Genomic DNA, 19,003 nt, shown 5'->3' with positions numbered 1-19,003 from the left:
AATCAATGAATCCGTTAAAAATAGTTAAACTCGTGGTGCTGCTTTGTTTGCCGATATTCAGTAGTGCAAGCTATGCAGTTACCTGTAAAGCAAACAACATCTCCGTACAGGTTGATCCCATTAAAATCAGCCACAGTACCACCGCCGGGGACACCGTTTGGGTGTCCAATCCACAAACCGTTAGCGTCACCTGCAGCGACACAGACTATATGCCCCACGGCGAAGCCGCCAAAATCTACATCGACCCTGATCATGAGTTTGCGCATTTTCTGCAGGGAACCAATATGAAACTGGTGGTGAGCATTGATGGTCGCCCCTACGATCAAAGTGCCCAGGCCGTCGCCACCCAATATCAGGCAACGTTGCCCCGAACACGTTCAGACAACTACTGCAGCAGTAATAGCCACAGCCATGCCAGTGACTGCCAGGCGCGCCCACAAACATTTTCTTTCACCTTTAACCTCAGTCTGGTCGCTACCGGAAAACTCCCGGATCCTTTGCCTGCGCTGGCCGGTCGCACCATCAACAAAGTTTTCGTCGTCGACGGTATTGGCAGCATTAACGCCTGCGGTTCGCATTGCTCCACCAGCAATCCGGCAAAAAACTTTGGCCCCGCGCTTAATGGCCTGAATAACATCAGTTATATCAACTGCGAACCGATCGTCTCTATCAGCTCTGACAAAGGAACGGATACCGTCGAGTTTGGCAGGATCAGCATTACCGAAGCAAAAGTGGGAAAAGATAACAGCCACAGTAAACAGTTTGCCGTTATTGCCGCAGAAGCCGCCGGGAAGCATGAATGTCGCGGCATCAACTACGCGGTAACGTTTACCGGCACCACAAGCAACAGCGGCGCAGTTTTTACCGGTCAGGGGACGCCAGATATCGGCGTTACGCTTCAGGATGCTGCACACCCCGGCTCCGGGGACATTATCAGCGGCAACCGTATCGATTTTGCCAGCAGCGCGTTTACCAACCAGAGCGACAGCCGACGCAAAGAGTTCATGGCAACCCTGTTCTGGCTGAAAAATCCTCCCCAACCCGGCACATTTAGTATCCCTGTCAATGCTACGGTGACCTTTAAATAACAGGCGCAGGACGATGCTGATCGTCCTGAGCGTCTCGCACCAGGCATAAAAACCGCAGTCGTACGCTTAACCCGCCTAATGCTTCACTCCGTGATAGCTGAGGGTGCGTGCGGTGCAGACGAGCAATGTCGTTGACCAGCGCCAGGCCTATCCCGGCGCCAGGGACATTACCGACGTTATCAAGGCGGTGAAACGGTAGCAGCGCCTGGTGCACCATCTGCTCATCGATGCCCGGCCCGCTATCTTCAACCACCAGCACCACCGCCTCTCCTTTTCGCAGCAGACGGGCGGTTACCACACCATGCGGCGGCGTGTATTTCAGTGCGTTATCCAGCAGATTCCCGCACAGTTCGCCAAGCAGGACTTCATCGCCCTCAATCCACACCGCATTCTGTTCCCCTTCATAGCCCAGATCGATCCCTTTACTGCGCGCCTGCGCCAGTCGCGTGAAACAACTGCTTTGCACCACCTCATACAAATTAACCGGCGAGAAGTGCCTTTCTCCTTGCTCTTTGCGCTTCACAGCCGACAGCTGTAACAGCCTTTCCGTCAGTTGAATGGTGTTGTCCAGCGTGGAGCTCATGGCTTGCAGACTCTCATACCATTGCTGCGGCTGCTGGCTGGCGAGGGCCACCGCCGCCTGAGTTTTTAGCACCGCCAGCGGCGTTTTAAGCTGATGGGAAGCATCCGCGCTGAAGCGCTCCTGGCGAGAGATCAGGCCGCGAAGTCGGTCCAGATAACGGTTGAATGCCACAATCAACAGACGGGTTTCCGACCACGGCAGCAGCTCCGGCAGCGGCGTCAGCAGCCCAGGCTCGCGACGCACCATCAGCGATGACAGCTGGCGCATCGGGCGTAACACCCGACGCAGCAACCAGCCGACCAGCACCAGCGTGAGCAGCACCAGTAGCCCTTGCGAAACCCACGAGGAAAACAGCAGCTGTCGCGCCAGGTAACGTCGCGATTGCAGCGTTTCGGCGACATAAATCTCGGCCATGCCGATAATGCCGCCCTCGTTGACGGGCTGCAGCAGACGCGCCACGCGAATTGCCTCCCCGCGATATTCAGTGTGATAAAACCACGCCAGCGCCGGATAAAGCCGCGTACGCGATGTCGCAGGCGGCATCGCAGGTAAATCGTCATAACCTGAGATAACCTTCCCCGCCGGGTCGACCACCTTGTAATACAATCTGTCGTTCATATTCAGCTCAAAGCTGTCCAGCACCACCCACGGCACATTCACTTCCAGCTGTTTGTTGTGCACCACCAGTCGCTCGGAGACGGTTCTGGCAGACGAGAGCAGCGTCCGGTCATACGCCTGCGTCGCCGCCTGTAGCGCGCTGACATAGCTGTTAAATGCCGACAGCCCCCACAACAACATGAGCGGCAAACCCAGAAACATCAGCAGTTGCAGGTACAACGATTGGGGTTTAACCCACTTCATCGCTACGCTCCAGCACATAGCCCAGCCCGCGCAGCGTGGCGATGCGCACATCGCTTCCCTGTAGCTTTTTACGCAGACGATGGATGTACAATTCAATGCTTTCGGGGCTGACCTCATCGTTTAGACTGAAGACCTGTTCAAACAACTGCTGACGCGAAACCGGTCGCAATCGACGGTACATCAGCACCGTCAGCAATGCCTGTTCGCGCGGCGTGAGCGCCAGCGGCTGCCCCTGCAACAGAAAATAGCCCTCATCGTGAAACGCCAGTTCGCCCAGTTGCTGTATGCCCTGCACCTGCCCCGCGCTGCGGCGTAGCAAAGCCCTCAGCCGGGCATCCAGCTCCTCGATTTCAAACGGTTTTGCCAGATAATCATCGGCCCCGACGTTCAATCCTTTCACCCGATCGGCCACCGCGCTGCGCGCCGTCAACAGCAGCACAGGAAGCGTCTGCCCGCGTTTGCGCAGGCGCTGAACGACGTCAAGACCATCCAGTCCCGGCATATTGATGTCCAGCACCGCCAGCGCGTACGTTTCGCTATGTAAAAGATGGTCGGCCGCCAGGCCATCAAAAACGCAGTCGACGGCAAAACCGTTTTGCACCAGCGCTTTCTCCAGCCAGTGAGCTAACTCACGGTTATCTTCCGCTAATAAGAGACGCATATCACATCCTGTAAAGTTTCTGCCGCATTGAAAGGGAATTGAAAGGTTAATGTTTTAACAATCACGCAACCGAACTGCTACACATCGGCTCACATAATCACAAAAATCTTCTTCCGTACCCGAAAATCCGGTTTTCCGGCGTGAGGATAAACAATGAAAAAACAGTTACTTCGTACCCTTACTGCAAGCATTTTACTGATGAGTACCTCTGTTCTGGCGGAACAAGCGCCATCGCGCACAGAATGTATCGCCCCTGCTAAACCTGGCGGTGGTTTCGATCTCACCTGTAAGTTGATTCAAGTGAGCATGATGGAAACCGGCGCTATCGAAAAACCGATGCGCGTTACCTACATGCCCGGTGGCGTTGGCGCCGTGGCCTATAACGCGATCGTCGCGCAACGTCCGGCTGAAGCGGGTACCGTAGTGGCATTCTCCGGCGGCTCGCTGCTGAACCTGTCACAAGGGAAGTTTGGTCGCTACGGCGTTGATGATGTCCGCTGGCTGGCAAGTGTGGGCACTGACTACGGCATGATTGCCGTACGCCAGGACTCACCCTGGAAAACGCTGAAAGATCTGCTGACGGCTATGGAGAAAGATCCTAACAGCGTGGTCATTGGCGCAGGCGCCTCTATCGGTAGTCAGGACTGGATGAAGTCGGCGCTGCTGGCGCAAAAAGCCAACGTCGATCCACATAAGATGCGCTATGTGGCCTTTGAGGGCGGCGGCGAACCGGTCACCGCGCTGATGGGGAATCACGTCCAGGTGGTTTCCGGCGATCTCAGCGAGATGGTGCCTTATCTTAGCGGCGACAAAATCCGCGTGCTCGCCGTGTTCTCTGATGAACGTCTGCCAGGCCAGTTAGCTAACGTACCAACCGCCAAAGAGCAGGGTTACGACCTCGTGTGGCCCATCATTCGTGGCTTCTACGTTGGACCAAAAGTCAGCGACGCCGAGTATCAGTGGTGGGTTGATGCCTTTAACAAACTCCAGCAGACCGATGAGTTTAAAAAGCAGCGCGATCTGCGCGGCCTGTTTGAATTCAACATGAGCGGTAAGCAGCTCGACGAATACGTGAAAAAGCAGGTCACGGATTACCGTGAGCAGGCGAAAGCCTTTGGTCTGGCGAAATAAGCGCAGAGGCAAAGATGATGAGCGATCGTATTTTTGCAGGTATCTGGCTGTTGCTCTGTATAGCCGGGCTGTTCGTAGCCTGGCAAATCACCAGCGAATACAGCTATGAGCCGGTTGGGCCGCGTCCCTTTCCGCTTGGCATTATCAGCCTGATGCTGGTATGCGCCGTGGCGCTGCTGTTGCGCCATCCCGACACCATCAGTTGGCCCCGCCGTCACGTGCTGCAAAAGCTGCTGACGATGGTGATTGTTCTGTTGATGTACGCCTGGGGTTTCGAATGGCTCGGTTTTCCCATCTCCACCGCCATTCTCACCGTGGTGATTGGCATGCTGTTCGGCGCAACCATTCCGGCTGCGGGTATTTCCGGCGCGGTACTCGGCATTCTGCTGTGGTATGCCTTTGACCGACTGCTTGACGTCACCTTACCACTCGGCGCCTGGCTGGGTTAACGGAGAAACGATGGATACCTGGATTTATCTTTCTCAGGGTTTCGCGGTGGCCATGACGCCGGAAAACCTGGTCATCGCCCTGATTGGCTGTTTTGTCGGTACCATTGTCGGGCTGTTGCCTGGTCTTGGACCCATTAACGGCGTGGCGATCCTCCTGCCTCTGGCCTTCGCTTTGCATCTGCCTGCAGAATCTGCGCTGATCCTGCTGGCTACGGTCTACATAGGTTGTGAATACGGCGGACGTATCTCCTCCATCCTGCTGAATGTTCCCGGCGATGCGGCGGCGATTATGACCGCGCTGGATGGCTACCCGATGGCGCAGCAAGGCCGCGGCGGCGTTGCGCTCTCTATCTCGGCGGTCAGCTCTTTCATTGGTTCGCTTATCGCTATCGGCGGCATCATTCTGTTTGCCCCGGCGTTAGCCCGATGGTCGCTGGCCTTCGGTCCGGCGGAATACTTTGCCTTAATGGTTTTCGCCATTGCCTGCCTCGGCAGCATGATGGCGCAAAACCCGCTGAAATCATTTCTGGCAGCGCTTATCGGTCTCGGCCTTGCGACCGTCGGCGTAGACGCCAATACCGGGGTTTATCGCTTTACCTTTGACAGCGTTCATCTCTCCGACGGTGTGCAGTTTATCGTGGTAGTGATTGGGCTGTTCTCAGTCTCTGAAATACTGTTAATGCTGGAACATACCAGCAGTGGCCAGACGCTGGTGCGTAAAACGGGCCGCATGTTATTTAACGCCAAAGAAGGTGCGCAGTGCGTTGGCGCAACCCTGCGTTCATCGGTGATTGGCTTTTTCGTCGGCGTCCTGCCTGGCGCGGGCGCAACCATTGCCAGCGCTATCACCTACATGACCGAGAAAAAGCTCAGCGGCAATAGCGACAGCTTCGGCAAAGGGGATATACGCGGCGTGGCGGCCCCCGAAGCCGCCAACAACGCCTCGGCCTGTGGCTCCTTTATCCCGATGCTGACGCTCGGCGTACCGGGTTCCGGCACCACGGCGGTGATGATGGGCGCGCTGACGTTGTACAATATCACCCCGGGTCCGGCCATGTTCACCGAACAGCCGGACATCGTCTGGGGGCTGATTGCGGCGCTGCTGATTGCTAACGTAATGCTGCTGGTGATGAACATCCCGTTGATCGGCCTGTTTACCCGTATGCTGACCATCCCCTTGTGGTTTTTGGTACCGGCTATCGCGGCAGTCTCCGCGGTGGGCGTGTACGCCGTCCACAGCACCACTTTCGATCTGGTGCTGATGGTTGCCCTCGGCGTGCTGGGCTACATATTGCGCAAAATGCACTTCCCGATGTCGCCGTTGATTTTAGGCTTCGTTCTGGGGGAAATGCTGGAGCAGAACCTGCGTCGGGCGCTGTCTATCAGTAACGGTAATATGGATATTCTGTGGGCCAGCGGCGTGGCGAAAGTGCTGCTGGTGATGGCGGTACTGGTTATCGTTGTCCCGCCGGTGCTACGCCTGATTCGTAAACGTAACAGCAAACCGCAGGTGGATATCAGCTAATAATATGCCGGATAGCGGCGCTGACGCGCCTTATCCGGCATTTTCATCTTAATTCCTGAACGGCACTGAGTACGTGCTCAACAAACCGCGTCAGCTTGGGCAGCGGACGCAAATCTTGTCGCCACAGTAGATGAATCGGCCGCGGCTGCGGCGTAAACTTTTCCAGTATCCGAATCAGTTTCCCGGTAGCCAGCTCTTGCGCCAGCAGCACCTCCGGTTGCAATAACAGTCCGGCCCCCGCTACCGCCGCCATACGCAGGCCATGACCATCGTTACAGCGCAGGATCGCATCGCGCTTCCATCTGACTTCGCCCGTCACGCCAGGCAGTATCCATTCGTTGCGAGCGGTCCACACGGTATGGGACAGGCACAGATGATCCACCAGATCCGCTGGCGTAAGGGGCGTGCCATGACGGGCAAGATAATCCTTTGATGCACAGATCGCCATACGGTAAGGACACAGGTATTTCGCCACCACATCAGTCTGATGGATATCGCCAATACGGATCGCCAGGTCGACGCCTTCATTCACCAGATCAACCATCCGGTTGGTCAGATCCAGCTCAATGCGCACCTCTGGCCAGGCCTGTAAAAACGCAGCGGCCAGCGGCGAGATAACGCAAGCGCCAAAAGAAGTAGGCGCGCTAATGCGCAGCGTCCCCGCAGGGGCCAGCCGCAGATGCTCTACCGAACGCTCAGCTATCGACACCTGCTCCAGCACGCGGCGGGCTTCTTCAAAATAGACACGCCCGGCATCAGTCAGGCTCTGGCGGCGAGTATTGCGCTCCAGCAGACGCGTGCCGAGCTGTGCTTCCAGTTGGGTGATATATTTTCCCACCATCACCGCAGACATCTCGAGTCTTGTTGCCGCGGAGGTAAAGCTTCCGCTCTCCACCACGGCGATAAACGTTTCCATGCCGCGCAGCTTATCCATATTACAAACCTCTGGTTAGTAATCATCTAACTTATAGCCAGTTTATCCGATTTCATTTTCATTAAAGAATAGCGGCTCACACTATTCTGGAGGTGGTTATGAAAATCGTCATTATTGGTGCCAGCGGTACAGTGGGGCGCGCAGTCACAGAAACGTTAAGCCGTAAACATGAGGTGATCCGCGTAGGTCGCACGCAGGGAGATTACCAAGTCGATATCACCTCGCAGGAGAGTGTCGAGGCATTGTTTGAAAAAGTCGATCGGGTAGATGCGATCGTTTCCGCCACCGGCAACCTGTTCTTTGGCCCGCTGTCGACAATGACCGACGAGGACTTTAATCAGGGATTACAGGATAAGCTGTTAGGCCAGATACGTCTGGCATTAACCGGGCAACATTTCCTCAATGATGGCGGCTCGATTACGCTGATTAGCGGCATTATCGCCCATGAACCCATCGCACAAGGGGCGAATGCGGCAACGATCAATGCCGGACTGGAAGGATTTGTGCGCGCTGCTGCCTGTGAGCTAGGTCGTGGTCAGCGCATAAACCTGATAAGCCCAACCGTACTCAGTGAATCCGCCGAAGCATACGATGGTTTCTTCCCAGGCTTTGAAAGCGTCCCCGCCGCTACCGTTGCCAACGCCTATCGCCGCAGCGTGGAAGGCATCCAAACCGGACGCATTTATAAAGTCGGTTACTGACTTTGCTGCTGCCGTTGAGTTACCCTCAGCGGCAGAATAATTAACTCTTTGTTTTAAAATAACATTACCTGTCCTCCCTTCTCCTCCCCGCACTTAACCTCACTCTTTATGATGTTAAATAATTGTTGTTTTTGATCACAAATAATAAACAAACAAGCTCATTCTGTGCGCGTTTTTCAAAAATGTAGATATTTTTAATTTATGGCTACGAAACGAGCTGCGCCATATCTCCCTGACAATCTACTGAGAGGAACGATTTGATGAACGCACTGACTGCCGTAAAACCGAACGCTGATGATCCAGCCCAGCACTACAGCGGTTTCACGTTGAAACCATCAGCCCAGTCCCCACGCCTGCTGGAGCTGACTTTTTCCGCTGAGACCACTGAGCAATTTCTGAAAGCCGTAGCGCAGTGGCCGGTGCAGGCACTGGAATACAAATCCTTCCTGCGCTTCAAAGTGGGCAAGATCCTCGACGACCTGTGCGGCAATCAGTTGCAGCCTTTGCTGCTGAAAACGTTGCTCGATCGTGCCGAAGGCGCACTGCTGATCAACGCCGTCGGCGTGGATGATGTGGCACAGGCTGAAGAGATGGTCAAGCTGGCGACGGCGGTAGCGCATCTTATCGGGCGCTCCAATTTTGATGCGATGAGCGGTCAATACTATGCCCGTTTTGTGGTGAAAAACGTTGATAACTCAGACAGCTATCTGCGCCAGCCGCACCGTGTAATGGAGCTGCATAACGACGGAACCTACCTCGAAGAAATCACCGACTATGTGCTGATGATGAAGATTGACGAGCAGAACATGACCGGCGGTAACTCGCTGCTGCTGCACCTCGACGACTGGGAACATCTGGATCAGTACTTTACCCACCCGCTGGCGCGTCGCGCCATGCGCTTTGCCGCACCGCCAAGCAAAAACGTCAGCCAGGAAGTGTTCCATCCGGTGTTTGACGTTGACCAGCAGGGCCGCCCGGTGATGCGCTACATCGACCAGTTCGTCCAGCCAAAAGATTATGAAGAAGGCGTCTGGCTGAGCGATTTGTCCGATGCGTTGGAAACCAGCAAGGCCATTATTTCCGTTCCGGTTTCAGTCGGTAAATTCCTGCTAATCAACAACCTGTTCTGGTTGCACGGTCGCGATCGCTTCACTTCACATCCTGACCTGCGCCGCGAACTGATGCGCCAGCGTGGTTATTTCGCTTATGCGACAAACCACTACCAGACCCATCAGTAAGCGCGAAGGAATAAAGCGGATGTATGATTTTGTGATTATTGGCGGCGGCATTATCGGCATGTCGACCGCCATGCAGCTGATTGATGTCTATCCGGACGCCAGAATCGCGCTGCTGGAAAAAGAGTCCGGCCCGGCCTGTCATCAGACGGGCAACAACAGCGGCGTAATTCATGCCGGGGTCTATTACACCCCCGGCAGCCTGAAGGCGCAGTTTTGCCTGGCCGGAAATCGCGCCACAAAAGCCTTTTGCGATCAAAACGGCATCCGCTACGAAGTCTGCGGAAAAATGCTGGTTGCCACCTCCGAACTGGAAATGGAGCGCATGCGCGCGCTGTGGGATCGCACCGCCGCTAACGGCCTTGAGCGCGAATGGCTGAATGCGCAGGAGCTTCGCGAGCGTGAACCCAACATCACCGGGCTGGGCGGTATTTTTGTTCCGTCGAGCGGGATCGTCAGCTACCGCGAAGTCACCGCCGCGATGGCGAAGATATTTCAGGCCAAAGGCGGTGAGATTATCTACAACGCTGAGGTCAGCGCGCTAAAAGAGCACGCTGCGGGCGTTGTCGTACATACCCGTCAGGGTCAGGAATTTGAGGGAGCGACGCTGATCAGCTGCTCTGGCCTGATGGCGGACCGACTAGTGAAAATGCTCGGCGTTGAACCCGGCTTTATCATCTGTCCGTTCCGTGGCGAATATTTCCGTCTGGCGTCAGAACATAACCAGATAGTCAACCATCTGATCTACCCCATCCCCGACCCGGCGATGCCGTTTCTCGGCGTTCATCTGACCCGGATGATTGACGGCAGCGTCACCGTGGGCCCCAACGCGGTACTGGCATTTAAACGTGAAGGCTACCGTAAACGCGACTTCTCGCTCAGCGATACGCTGGAGATCCTCAGCTCTTCCGGCATTCGTCGCGTGCTGCAAAACAACCTGCGCTCAGGACTTGGCGAAATGAAGAATTCGCTGTGCAAAAGCGGTTATCTGCGGCTGGTACAAAAGTACTGCCCGAGTCTGACGCTCAAGGATCTGCAGCCCTGGCCTGCAGGCGTGCGGGCACAGGCTGTGTCGCCGGACGGCAAGCTAATCGACGATTTCCTGTTTGTCACCACGCCACGCTCAATTCACACCTGTAACGCGCCTTCTCCGGCAGCAACGTCGGCGATCCCTATCGGCGCGCATATTGTCAGCAAAGTTCATGCGCTGCTGGAGAACCAGAGTAATCCCGGACGCACGCTGCGTGCGGCACGTAGCGTGGAAACATTACACGCCGCATTCACCCGTTAAAACGATTTAGACAGGACGCAATTATGCAACTTAACGATCCAACCTTATTTCGCCAGCAAGCACTGATCGACGGCAACTGGCGTGACGCCAACAGCGGCGAGACCATCGCGGTGACCAACCCCGCCAACGGTCAGCAATTAGGTAGCGTACCGAAAATGGGGGCGGATGAAACCCGCGAAGCGATTAACGCCGCTAACCGCGCTCTGCCCGCCTGGCGTGCGCTGACCGCCAAAGAGCGGGCCAACATCCTGCGCAGCTGGTTCAACCTGATGATTGAGCATCAGGACGATCTCGCCCGTCTGATGACCCTGGAACAGGGTAAACCGCTGGCAGAAGCCAAAGGTGAAATCACCTATGCCGCTTCCTTTATTGAGTGGTTTGCCGAAGAGGGCAAACGTATCTATGGCGATACGATCCCCGGCCACCAGGCCGACAAACGCCTAATCGTCATCAAACAGCCGATCGGCGTTACCGCCGCGATTACGCCGTGGAACTTCCCCGCGGCGATGATTACCCGCAAAGCTGGTCCGGCGCTGGCGGCTGGTTGCACAATGGTGCTTAAACCGGCCAGCCAGACCCCCTACTCCGCACTGGCGCTGGCAGAGCTTGCCAATCGCGCCGGGATCCCGGCAGGCGTTTTCAGTGTGGTGACCGGTTCAGCGAGCGCGGTCGGCAACGAGCTGACCGGCAACCCGCTGGTACGCAAGCTGTCATTTACCGGCTCAACCGAAATTGGCCGTCAGTTAATGCAGCAGTGCGCCAAAGACATCAAAAAAGTGTCGCTGGAGCTGGGCGGCAATGCGCCGTTTATCGTCTTTGACGATGCCGATCTTGATAAAGCCGTGGAAGGCGCACTGGCATCGAAGTTCCGTAACGCAGGCCAAACCTGTGTCTGCGCCAACCGCCTGTACGTGCAGGACGGCGTGTATGACCGTTTTGCCGAAAAACTCCAGCAGGCAGTGAGCAAACTGCACCTCGGTGATGGTCTGCAACCTGACGTCACCACCGGGCCGCTGATCGACGAGAAAGCGGTAGCCAAAGTGCAGGAACACATCGCCGATGCTCTGGATAAAGGCGCGCGCATTATCGCGGGTGGCAAACCTCACGCACTCGGCGGCAACTTCTTCCAGCCCACCATTTTGGTGGATGTGCCTGACAACGCGAAGGTCGCCAAAGAAGAGACGTTCGGCCCGCTGGCTCCGCTGTTCCGGTTTAAGGACGAGGCTGACGTCATCGCTCAGGCCAATGACACCGAGTTTGGTCTGGCCGCCTATTTCTACGCCCGTGATTTGAGCCGTGTCTTTCGCGTTGGCGAAGCGCTGGAATACGGCATTGTCGGGATTAACACCGGCATTATCTCCAACGAAGTCGCCCCGTTTGGGGGAATCAAAGCCTCCGGTCTTGGCCGTGAAGGATCGAAATACGGCATCGAAGACTACTTAGAAATCAAATATATGTGCATCGGCCTTTAATAAAATAAATACTGGAGAACACCTGATGAGCACCAACAAAGAACTTATGCAACGCCGCAGCAACGCCGTTCCCCGTGGCGTAGGACAAATCCACCCTATTTTTGCCGAGCGTGCAGAAAACTGTCGAGTCTGGGACGTTGAAGGCCGTGAATTCCTCGATTTTGCTGGCGGTATTGCGGTGCTGAACACCGGCCACCTGCACCCGCAGATCGTCTCTGCGGTAGAAGCACAGTTGAAAAAGCTGTCCCATACCTGTTTCCAGGTGCTGGCCTATGAGCCGTACCTGGAGCTGTGCGAAATCATGAATAAGAAAGTGCCGGGCGATTTCGCCAAAAAAACCCTGCTGGTGACAACCGGCTCGGAAGCGGTGGAAAACGCGGTGAAAATCGCCCGCGCCGCCACCAAACGAACCGGCACTATCGCCTTCAGCGGCGCTTACCACGGTCGAACCCACTACACCCTGTCGCTGACCGGGAAAGTAAATCCGTACTCTGCAGGAATGGGGTTAATGCCGGGCCACGTGTATCGTGCGCTTTATCCTTGCCCGCTGCACGGCATCAGTGAAGACGATGCTATCGCCAGCATTCACCGTATCTTCAAAAATGATGCCGCTCCGGAAGACGTTGCCGCCATCGTGATTGAGCCCGTCCAGGGCGAAGGTGGTTTTTACGCCGCCTCTCCTGCTTTTATGCAACGTCTGCGCGCTATTTGTGACGAGCACGGCATCATGCTGATTGCCGATGAAGTACAGAGCGGCGCGGGCCGTACCGGTACGCTGTTCGCTATGGAGCAGATGGGCGTTGCGCCCGATCTCACCACCTTCGCCAAATCTATCGCCGGTGGCTTCCCGCTGGCGGGAGTGACCGGGCGCGCCGAAGTCATGGACGCTATCCCACCGGGCGGTCTGGGCGGTACCTATGCCGGTAACCCGATTGCCTGTGCCGCCGCCCTGGCGGTACTGAATATTTTCGAACAGGAAAATCTGCTGCAAAAAGCCAACGACCTGGGGCAAACCCTGCGCGAAGGCCTGCTGGCTATCGCGGAAAGCCACCGCGAGATTGGTGATGTACGCGGGCTGGGAGCGATGATCGCAATCGAACTGTTTGAAGACGGCGATCACACGAAACCAGACGCCAAACTGACTGCGGAAATCGTCGCGCGTGCGCGCGATAAAGGGCTGATCCTGCTCTCCTGCGGACCTTACTACAACGTACTGCGCATTCTTGTCCCACTGACCATTGAAGATGCCCAAATCCGCCAGGGGCTGGACATTATCGCTCAGTGTTTTGCCGAAGCGAAGCAGGGTTAACACCGCATTCGACCAATAAAAAACGCAATCCTCAGGCCGGATAAGGCGGAGCCGCCATCCGGCAGACAGGGTCAATAACAATAAATACGCGTGCCCCGGCGCGGGAATGCCGGGGTGCTCTCCCAAGTGAAATACTTTCGAGAGGTTTAAAAGATGGGGCAAGTGTCACAATCACATGATTTAGGGGGCGGGCTGAAATCACGCCACGTCACCATGCTGTCTATTGCCGGGGTTATCGGCGCAAGTTTGTTTGTGGGTTCAAGCGTGGCGATTGCAGAAGCCGGTCCCGCAGTATTACTGGCCTATCTGTTCGCCGGATTGCTGGTGGTGATGATTATGCGCATGCTGGCCGAAATGGCCGTTGCCACCCCGGATACCGGTTCCTTTTCCACCTACGCCGATAAGGCCATCGGCCCGTGGGCGGGTTATACCATCGGCTGGCTGTACTGGTGGTTCTGGGTGTTGGTTATCCCGCTGGAAGCGAATATCGCCGCCATCATTCTGCACTCCTGGGTTCCAGGCATTCCTATCTGGCTGTTTTCTCTGGTTATCACGTTGGCATTAACCGGCAGTAATTTGCTGAGCGTCAAAAATTACGGTGAGTTCGAGTTCTGGCTGGCGCTGTGCAAAGTGATTGCCATACTGGCGTTTATCACTCTCGGCGCGGTGGCGATTAGCGGTTTCTATCCCTATGCCGAGGTCAGCGGAGTTTCGCGTCTGTGGGATCAGGGCGGCTTCATGCCCAACGGCTTTGGCGCGGTGATCAGCGCGATGCTAATCACCATGTTCTCCTTTATGGGCGCAGAGATTGTTACCATCGCCGCCGCCGAGTCCGATACCCCGGATAAGCACATCGTCCGCGCCACCAACTCGGTTATCTGGCGTATCTCCATCTTCTATCTGTGCTCTATTTTCGTGGTCGTCGCGCTGATTCCGTGGAACATGCCGGGACTGAAAGAGGTGGGCTCATACCGCTCGGTGCTGGAGTTACTGCATATCCCACACGCGAAGCTGATCATGGACTGTGTCATATTGCTGTCGGTAACCAGTTGTCTGAACTCCGCGCTGTATACGTCCTCGCGTATGCTTTACTCCCTGAGCCGTCGTGGCGATGCTCCCGCCTTTATGGGTAAAACGAACCGGAGTAAAACGCCTTATGTGGCGGTGTTGCTGTCTACGGGTGCCGCGTTCCTCACCGTGGTGGTCAACTATTATGCCCCGGCCAAGGTGTTCAAATTCCTGATCGACAGCTCCGGCGCCATCGCCCTGCTGGTTTATCTGGTGATTGCAATTTCCCAACTGCGGATGCGCAAAATCCTGCTGGCGCGAGGCGGTGAAATTAAACTGAAAATGTGGCTCTATCCGTGGCTTACCTGGCTGGTAATCGCCTTTATTATCTTTGTGCTGGTGGTGATGCTCTTTCGCCCGGCTCAACAACTGGAAGTTATCTCTACCGGGTTGTTAGCCATAGGAATTATTTGCACCGTGCCTATTATGTCACGCTGGAAAAAACTGCTATCGTGGCAAAAAGCAACGTTGCAAAATACGCATTAAACCTTTTCCCGGCGCAGGCCGGGAAAACCGTTCAGGAGTAAGACCATGACCGCCATTCCCCAACCGACGGCCATTGATGGATACCGCTGGCTGAAAAACGACATCATCCGCGGTGTGTATCAGCCTGATGAAAAACTGCGTATGAGCCTGCTGACCTCACGCTATGAGCTTGGCGTGGGACCGCTACGCGAAGCGCTTTCGCAGTTGGTTGCCGAGCGGCTGGTCACGGTGGTCAATCAGAAAGGGTATCGTGTCGCCCCAATGTCCGAACAGGAGTTGCTCGATATTTTCGATGCCCGCGCCAATATGGAAGCCATGCTGGTCGCGCTGGCCATTGAACGCGGCGGCGACGCCTGGGAAGCTGAAATTCTGGCGCGGGCGCATATGCTCGGCAAGCTTGAAGCCGTTGACGCCAGTGAACAGATGCTCGACGAGTGGGATCAGCGCCATCAGGCTTTTCATTCGGCAATTGTCGCTGGCTGCGGTTCACAGTATCTGCTGCAAATGCGCGAACGGCTATTCGATTTGGCGGCGCGCTACCGGTTTATCTGGCTGCGAAAGACGGTGCTGTCGGTGGAGATGTTGGAAGATAAACACGATCAGCACCAAACGCTGACCGAAGCAATTCTGGCACGCGATGCCGCACGTGCCAGTGAATTAATGCGCCAGCACCTGCTGACGCCCATTCCGATTATTCAACACGCGATGTCCGGCAAATTGCTGACGCAATAAGCCTGAACATTCTTATTGTTCTGGAATACGCAAAACCTGCCCTGGATAAATTTTATCCGGGCTTTTCAGCATCGGTTTATTCGCTTCAAATATCTGGTTATACAGGTTGGCGTTACCGTATACCTGTTTGGCAATAGCGCTCAGGGTATCTCCTGATTTTACGGTATAAAACTGGCTTTCACTCGCCGGCGCAGAAGTTTTTACCTGATCGTCGACGCTGGCAATACCAGAGATATTACCAATCGCAATCAGGATTTTTTCTTTCGCTTCCTGACTTAATCCATCGCCAGAAACGGTGGCTTTACCTTCGTTAATTTGGACGTTCACTTTATCCGCATCCGGGATGCCCGTTTTGTTCAGGTGTTCCTGTACCTTTTTTGCCAGATCGGCAGTGTCATGGTTGCCAGTAACCGCATCCCACAGTTTTTCACCCGCATCTTTTACAAAATTAAAGAGTCCCATATCCACCTCGGTAGTTAACAATCAACACCAGGAAGTGTAGCAGAGGAGAAAGGAGCGCAAAGAAAACGGCGCCAGAGCGCCGTAGTAGAAAGGTAATTAGCTACGCGTTTGTATCCAGAAGGCGTGGATCAGACCCGGGATGTAGCCCAGCAGCGTCAGAACAATATTGAGGATAAATGCCCAGCCGAACCCCTTCCCCAGCAGCACGCCAAGCGGGGGCAGAATAATAGTAAAAACGATTCTCCAGAAACCCATACACACTCCATACAAGCAAAAAGTTACTCATTGTTTAAAAAGAGATTTTATCTCTAAGCATAGTCAGTGTACCTAACTCTGCCAGCCTTCCCCTGCTGTTTTACCCTCCTTTACGCTCTTTACGCTGGCGTACGTTGACCGTTTATTTTAGAATAAGCTTAATTTAGAACATGCTTAAATACATATGACTGAACTTGAACAACTCCAGGCCAGCGCTGAGCAGGCTGCCGCCCTGCTAAAAGCGATGAGTAACCCGAAAAGGTTGCTGATTTTGTGCATGCTCTGCGGCTCACCCGGTACCAGCGCGGGCGAATTAGCCCGTGTTACCGGCCTGAGTCCTTCCGCCACTTCGCAGCATCTGGCGCGTATGCGTGAAGAGGGCCTGATAGACAGCCAACGCGATGCCCAGCGCATCCTGTACTCCATCAAAAATGCGGCCGTGAATTCACTGATCGCCACATTAAAAACACTGTATTGCCCATAAGGAGCCATCATGACCATTGGGACGATTTCCCCACGCGAGGCGCAGACGCTGGTCGCACAAGGCGCAAAACTGATTGATATCCGCGATGCTGACGAGTATCTGTACGAGCATATTCCGGAGGCGCATCTGGCGCCATTACCTACGCTAGAGCAGGGATCGCTGCCTGCGAATTTACGCGCCGGGCAGGTGATTTTTCACTGCCAGTCAGGCAAACGTACACAAAACGCGGCGACAAAACTGAACGCTATTGCCGCGCCTGCGCAGGTCTGGTTGTTGGAAGGTGGTATTGACGGCTGGAAAGCCGCAGGTTTTCCGGTGGCAAAAGATCGTTCACAACCGTTACCGCTGATGCGCCAGGTGCAGATAGCCGCCGGCAGCCTTGCCTTACTCGGCGTCATTCTGGGCTACACCGTTAGCAGCGCCTTCTTCCTGCTGAGCGGTTTTGTGGGCGCCGGGCTAATACTCGCTGGCGTGACCGGCTTTTGCGGCATGGCGCGATTGCTGGATATCATGCCCTGGAACCGACGTACTCATTAAGCGGTAATCATTGAAACTGCGCTGTACCCGCTGATTGACGTGATCTATGGTGAGTTCTGCGATAAATAAAGGAGAGCAATATGTTTAAACCTGGCGATCTGGTTCAACCACGCATGGGTGGACCTAAACTGAAAGTTGTCGAAGTCAATGGCGATCACATTGTGGCGGTACACGCCAGTAATGAAAGCGGCGAAAAATTCACGCTAAAATCAGCTGACGTGACGCGATATACCGAAGAGGGTGATTTTGGCGTTTGCTGAAAATAAGCGGTGAGGTCGCCCTCACCGCATTAATAATCAGATCAAAAAGTCATCAAGAGATTTACCGGCAGCCAGTGCCTGGGCAATTGGCTTCGGTGTGCGACCCTGTCCGGTCCATGTTTTTGTTTCACCATTGAGATCGGTAAAACGATATTTCGCCGGGCGCGGCTGACGTTTTTTAACTGAACGTGCCGTCGCAGGCGTCATGCTTAGCAGCTCTTCCGGATTGATCCCGTCTGCCTGCATCAGCGCCAGCAAAGTATTAATTTTTTCCTGCTGTTCTGCACGTTGGCGCTGTAGTTGTTCTTCTTCATCGCGGCGTTCTTTGGTCACTACCCTGAATTTTTCAAGCATATCTTCCAGCACATCAACGGAAAATTCACGAGCCATTGCACGCAGCGAGCGGATATTATTTAAGTTTTTTAACATTGAACTCATATTAACAAAACCTCTTTAACGTAAAACATAAAAACGGTATTACCCTAAATATTGTATGCAACTGCTTATTATATTTCCAGTCTAATTTATTCGCATATTACTAATCAAAAAAGCTAATTCATGTATTTATAGCATCCATTTTGACATCGCCTATGCGATATATTCTATTCCTCTGCTAGTCGCTATAAATATACCTGCAAGGAGTCTCAGGGTATCAGTCGAGAAACAGGCCACAACATCGCGCGGAGCCGGTGCGTATACATATTGCACATTAGTCAACATTGAGAAAAGGAGCGCAAAAAATTCAGAAAAACAAATTCCCATAACCCATTGATCTAAAATGCCTTTAATTAAATCAGCAACGAAAATACCAAAACGAACAAAAAACAAACCACTGCAGAGCATTTTATCGACAAAAAGGTAATAAATAAAAATTTTAAGCTAGTTGCTAGTTATTATCCAGGCAGATATCCTATTCAAACGCGAAAGCAGCAAGACAAATCACTAGCAAGAAGGTATTCAAAACCTTTTTTTCCCTTTTTACAAGGAGCATTAACATGTTCTCTCCGCAGTCACGCTTGCGTCATGCAGTAGCAGACACGTTCGCGATGGTTGTTTATTGTTCTGTCGTGAACATGTTGATCGAAATATTCCTTTCAGGAATGAGCTTCGAACAGTCTCTGTACTCCAGACTGGTGGCTATCCCCGTCAACATACTGATCGCGTGGCCATACGGCATGTATCGCGATTTGTTTATGCGCGCGGCGCGTAAAGCCACGCAAGCAGGATGGGGGAAAAACCTGGCGGACGTGCTGGCTTATGTCACCTTCCAGTCACCAGTGTATGTGATTATTCTATTGACGGTTGGCGCCGACTGGCACCAGATTACGGCTGCAGTAAGTTCGAACATCGTGGTATCAATGCTGATGGGCGCGGTCTATGGCTACTTTCTTGATTATTGCCGCCGCCTGTTTAAGGTCAGCAGCTATCACCAGGCTAAAGCCTGACAGATCTCTTCGCGACTGGCCCTGCCAGTCGCAT

The 19,003-nt window shown here is 54.3% G+C and carries 21 protein-coding genes; 15 read left to right on the top strand and 6 right to left on the bottom strand.

Features of this window, described 5'->3' with window-relative positions:
* Positions 1 to 5 precede the first annotated feature (5 nt).
* Positions 6 to 1,088 (top strand): fimbrial protein, encoded by a 1,083-nt coding sequence (locus HV311_RS05505; RefSeq protein ID WP_191220821.1) that lies wholly within the window; start codon positions 6 to 8, stop codon positions 1,086 to 1,088.
* On the opposite strand, the gene HV311_RS05500 is transcribed toward HV311_RS05505, so the two are convergent.
* The gene (locus HV311_RS05500; protein WP_191220820.1) at positions 1,081 to 2,532 is read right to left on the bottom strand and encodes a sensor histidine kinase; all 1,452 of its coding nucleotides are present in this window, start codon (positions 2,530 to 2,532) and stop codon (positions 1,081 to 1,083) included. The genes HV311_RS05505 and HV311_RS05500 overlap by 8 nt on opposite strands.
* Positions 2,519 to 3,193 carry a transcriptional regulator TctD gene (tctD, locus tag HV311_RS05495; RefSeq protein WP_016157281.1) on the bottom strand — a complete coding sequence of 225 codons (675 nt, stop codon included), beginning with the start codon at positions 3,191 to 3,193 and terminating at the stop codon, positions 2,519 to 2,521. The genes HV311_RS05500 and tctD overlap by 14 nt, the downstream gene beginning before the upstream one ends.
* A 153-nt stretch (positions 3,194 to 3,346) precedes the next feature.
* Between tctD and HV311_RS05490 the strand changes: the two genes are divergently transcribed.
* From HV311_RS05490 to HV311_RS05480, 3 genes are read left to right on the top strand one after another with little or no spacing between them, the layout of a single operon-like run.
* A complete protein-coding gene (locus HV311_RS05490; protein ID WP_080859118.1) occupies positions 3,347 to 4,324 on the top strand; it encodes a Bug family tripartite tricarboxylate transporter substrate binding protein in 978 nt (325 codons plus the stop codon).
* A 14-nt stretch (positions 4,325 to 4,338) separates the two neighbouring features.
* Positions 4,339 to 4,773, top strand: coding sequence for a tripartite tricarboxylate transporter TctB family protein (locus tag HV311_RS05485; protein WP_016154128.1), 435 nt, complete (start codon positions 4,339 to 4,341; stop codon positions 4,771 to 4,773).
* Between the two features lie 10 nt (positions 4,774 to 4,783).
* Positions 4,784 to 6,298, top strand: coding sequence for a tripartite tricarboxylate transporter permease (locus HV311_RS05480; protein WP_191220819.1), 1,515 nt, complete (start codon positions 4,784 to 4,786; stop codon positions 6,296 to 6,298).
* Positions 6,299 to 6,341: 43 nt separating this feature from the next.
* Here HV311_RS05480 and HV311_RS05475 read toward each other — a convergent pair whose 3' ends face one another.
* Positions 6,342 to 7,232 carry a LysR family transcriptional regulator gene (locus HV311_RS05475; protein WP_016154130.1) on the bottom strand — a complete coding sequence of 297 codons (891 nt, stop codon included), beginning with the start codon at positions 7,230 to 7,232 and terminating at the stop codon, positions 6,342 to 6,344.
* Between the two features lie 98 nt (positions 7,233 to 7,330).
* Between HV311_RS05475 and HV311_RS05470 the strand changes: the two genes are divergently transcribed.
* The 7 genes from HV311_RS05470 to csiR all read left to right on the top strand — a co-directional run bounded on the left by HV311_RS05470 (position 7,331) and on the right by csiR (position 15,526).
* Positions 7,331 to 7,933: a short chain dehydrogenase gene (locus HV311_RS05470; protein ID WP_191220818.1), complete on the top strand. Its 603-nt coding sequence runs from the start codon at positions 7,331 to 7,333 to the stop codon at positions 7,931 to 7,933.
* 260 nt (positions 7,934 to 8,193) lie between these two features.
* Positions 8,194 to 9,171: a glutarate dioxygenase GlaH gene (glaH, locus tag HV311_RS05465; RefSeq protein WP_016154132.1), complete on the top strand. Its 978-nt coding sequence runs from the start codon at positions 8,194 to 8,196 to the stop codon at positions 9,169 to 9,171.
* Between the two features lie 19 nt (positions 9,172 to 9,190).
* Positions 9,191 to 10,459 carry an L-2-hydroxyglutarate oxidase gene (gene lhgO, locus HV311_RS05460; RefSeq protein ID WP_191220817.1) on the top strand — a complete coding sequence of 423 codons (1,269 nt, stop codon included), beginning with the start codon at positions 9,191 to 9,193 and terminating at the stop codon, positions 10,457 to 10,459.
* A gap of 23 nt (positions 10,460 to 10,482) precedes the next feature.
* Positions 10,483 to 11,931: an NADP-dependent succinate-semialdehyde dehydrogenase gene (gene gabD / locus HV311_RS05455; RefSeq protein ID WP_191220816.1), complete on the top strand. Its 1,449-nt coding sequence runs from the start codon at positions 10,483 to 10,485 to the stop codon at positions 11,929 to 11,931.
* A 25-nt stretch (positions 11,932 to 11,956) separates the two neighbouring features.
* Positions 11,957 to 13,240 carry a 4-aminobutyrate--2-oxoglutarate transaminase gene (gabT, locus tag HV311_RS05450; protein WP_019077521.1) on the top strand — a complete coding sequence of 428 codons (1,284 nt, stop codon included), beginning with the start codon at positions 11,957 to 11,959 and terminating at the stop codon, positions 13,238 to 13,240.
* A 153-nt stretch (positions 13,241 to 13,393) separates the two neighbouring features.
* Positions 13,394 to 14,794 carry a GABA permease gene (gene gabP / locus HV311_RS05445; protein WP_181627034.1) on the top strand — a complete coding sequence of 467 codons (1,401 nt, stop codon included), beginning with the start codon at positions 13,394 to 13,396 and terminating at the stop codon, positions 14,792 to 14,794.
* A 45-nt stretch (positions 14,795 to 14,839) separates the two neighbouring features.
* Positions 14,840 to 15,526 carry a DNA-binding transcriptional regulator CsiR gene (csiR, locus tag HV311_RS05440; RefSeq protein WP_016154137.1) on the top strand — a complete coding sequence of 229 codons (687 nt, stop codon included), beginning with the start codon at positions 14,840 to 14,842 and terminating at the stop codon, positions 15,524 to 15,526.
* A 12-nt stretch (positions 15,527 to 15,538) separates the two neighbouring features.
* Here the strand turns inward: csiR and lysM are convergent, their stop codons facing one another.
* Together lysM and HV311_RS05430 are read right to left on the bottom strand one after the other, a co-directional pair.
* Positions 15,539 to 15,988: a peptidoglycan-binding protein LysM gene (gene lysM / locus HV311_RS05435; RefSeq protein ID WP_016154138.1), complete on the bottom strand. Its 450-nt coding sequence runs from the start codon at positions 15,986 to 15,988 to the stop codon at positions 15,539 to 15,541.
* 96 nt (positions 15,989 to 16,084) lie between these two features.
* The gene (locus tag HV311_RS05430) at positions 16,085 to 16,243 is read right to left on the bottom strand and encodes a YqaE/Pmp3 family membrane protein (protein ID WP_049270951.1); all 159 of its coding nucleotides are present in this window, start codon (positions 16,241 to 16,243) and stop codon (positions 16,085 to 16,087) included.
* A 184-nt stretch (positions 16,244 to 16,427) separates the two neighbouring features.
* Here HV311_RS05430 and HV311_RS05425 point away from each other — a divergent pair, with 184 nt between their 5' ends.
* The 3 genes from HV311_RS05425 to HV311_RS05415 all read left to right on the top strand — a co-directional run bounded on the left by HV311_RS05425 (position 16,428) and on the right by HV311_RS05415 (position 17,524).
* The gene (locus tag HV311_RS05425) at positions 16,428 to 16,727 is read left to right on the top strand and encodes an ArsR/SmtB family transcription factor (RefSeq protein ID WP_016154139.1); all 300 of its coding nucleotides are present in this window, start codon (positions 16,428 to 16,430) and stop codon (positions 16,725 to 16,727) included.
* A gap of 9 nt (positions 16,728 to 16,736) precedes the next feature.
* Complete coding sequence (locus HV311_RS05420; RefSeq protein WP_016154140.1) at positions 16,737 to 17,264, top strand: rhodanese family protein; 528 nt, start codon at positions 16,737 to 16,739, stop codon at positions 17,262 to 17,264.
* Between the two features lie 80 nt (positions 17,265 to 17,344).
* Positions 17,345 to 17,524 carry a hypothetical protein gene (locus tag HV311_RS05415; RefSeq protein ID WP_191220815.1) on the top strand — a complete coding sequence of 60 codons (180 nt, stop codon included), beginning with the start codon at positions 17,345 to 17,347 and terminating at the stop codon, positions 17,522 to 17,524.
* Positions 17,525 to 17,560: 36 nt separating this feature from the next.
* Here the strand turns inward: HV311_RS05415 and stpA are convergent, their stop codons facing one another.
* Positions 17,561 to 17,962: a DNA-binding protein StpA gene (gene stpA / locus HV311_RS05410; RefSeq protein ID WP_019077523.1), complete on the bottom strand. Its 402-nt coding sequence runs from the start codon at positions 17,960 to 17,962 to the stop codon at positions 17,561 to 17,563.
* 557 nt (positions 17,963 to 18,519) lie between these two features.
* Here stpA and alaE point away from each other — a divergent pair.
* Positions 18,520 to 18,969, top strand: a complete 450-nt coding sequence (gene alaE, locus HV311_RS05405) for an L-alanine exporter AlaE (protein ID WP_016154144.1) — start codon at positions 18,520 to 18,522, stop codon at positions 18,967 to 18,969.
* Positions 18,970 to 19,003: the final 34 nt, after the last annotated feature.

The organism is Citrobacter sp. RHBSTW-00881 (genome assembly GCF_013728515.1).
GTDB lineage: Bacteria > Pseudomonadota > Gammaproteobacteria > Enterobacterales > Enterobacteriaceae > Citrobacter > Citrobacter braakii.
Note: the sequence above shows the minus strand (reverse complement) of the source record. Positions and strands in the feature narration are given on the sequence as shown.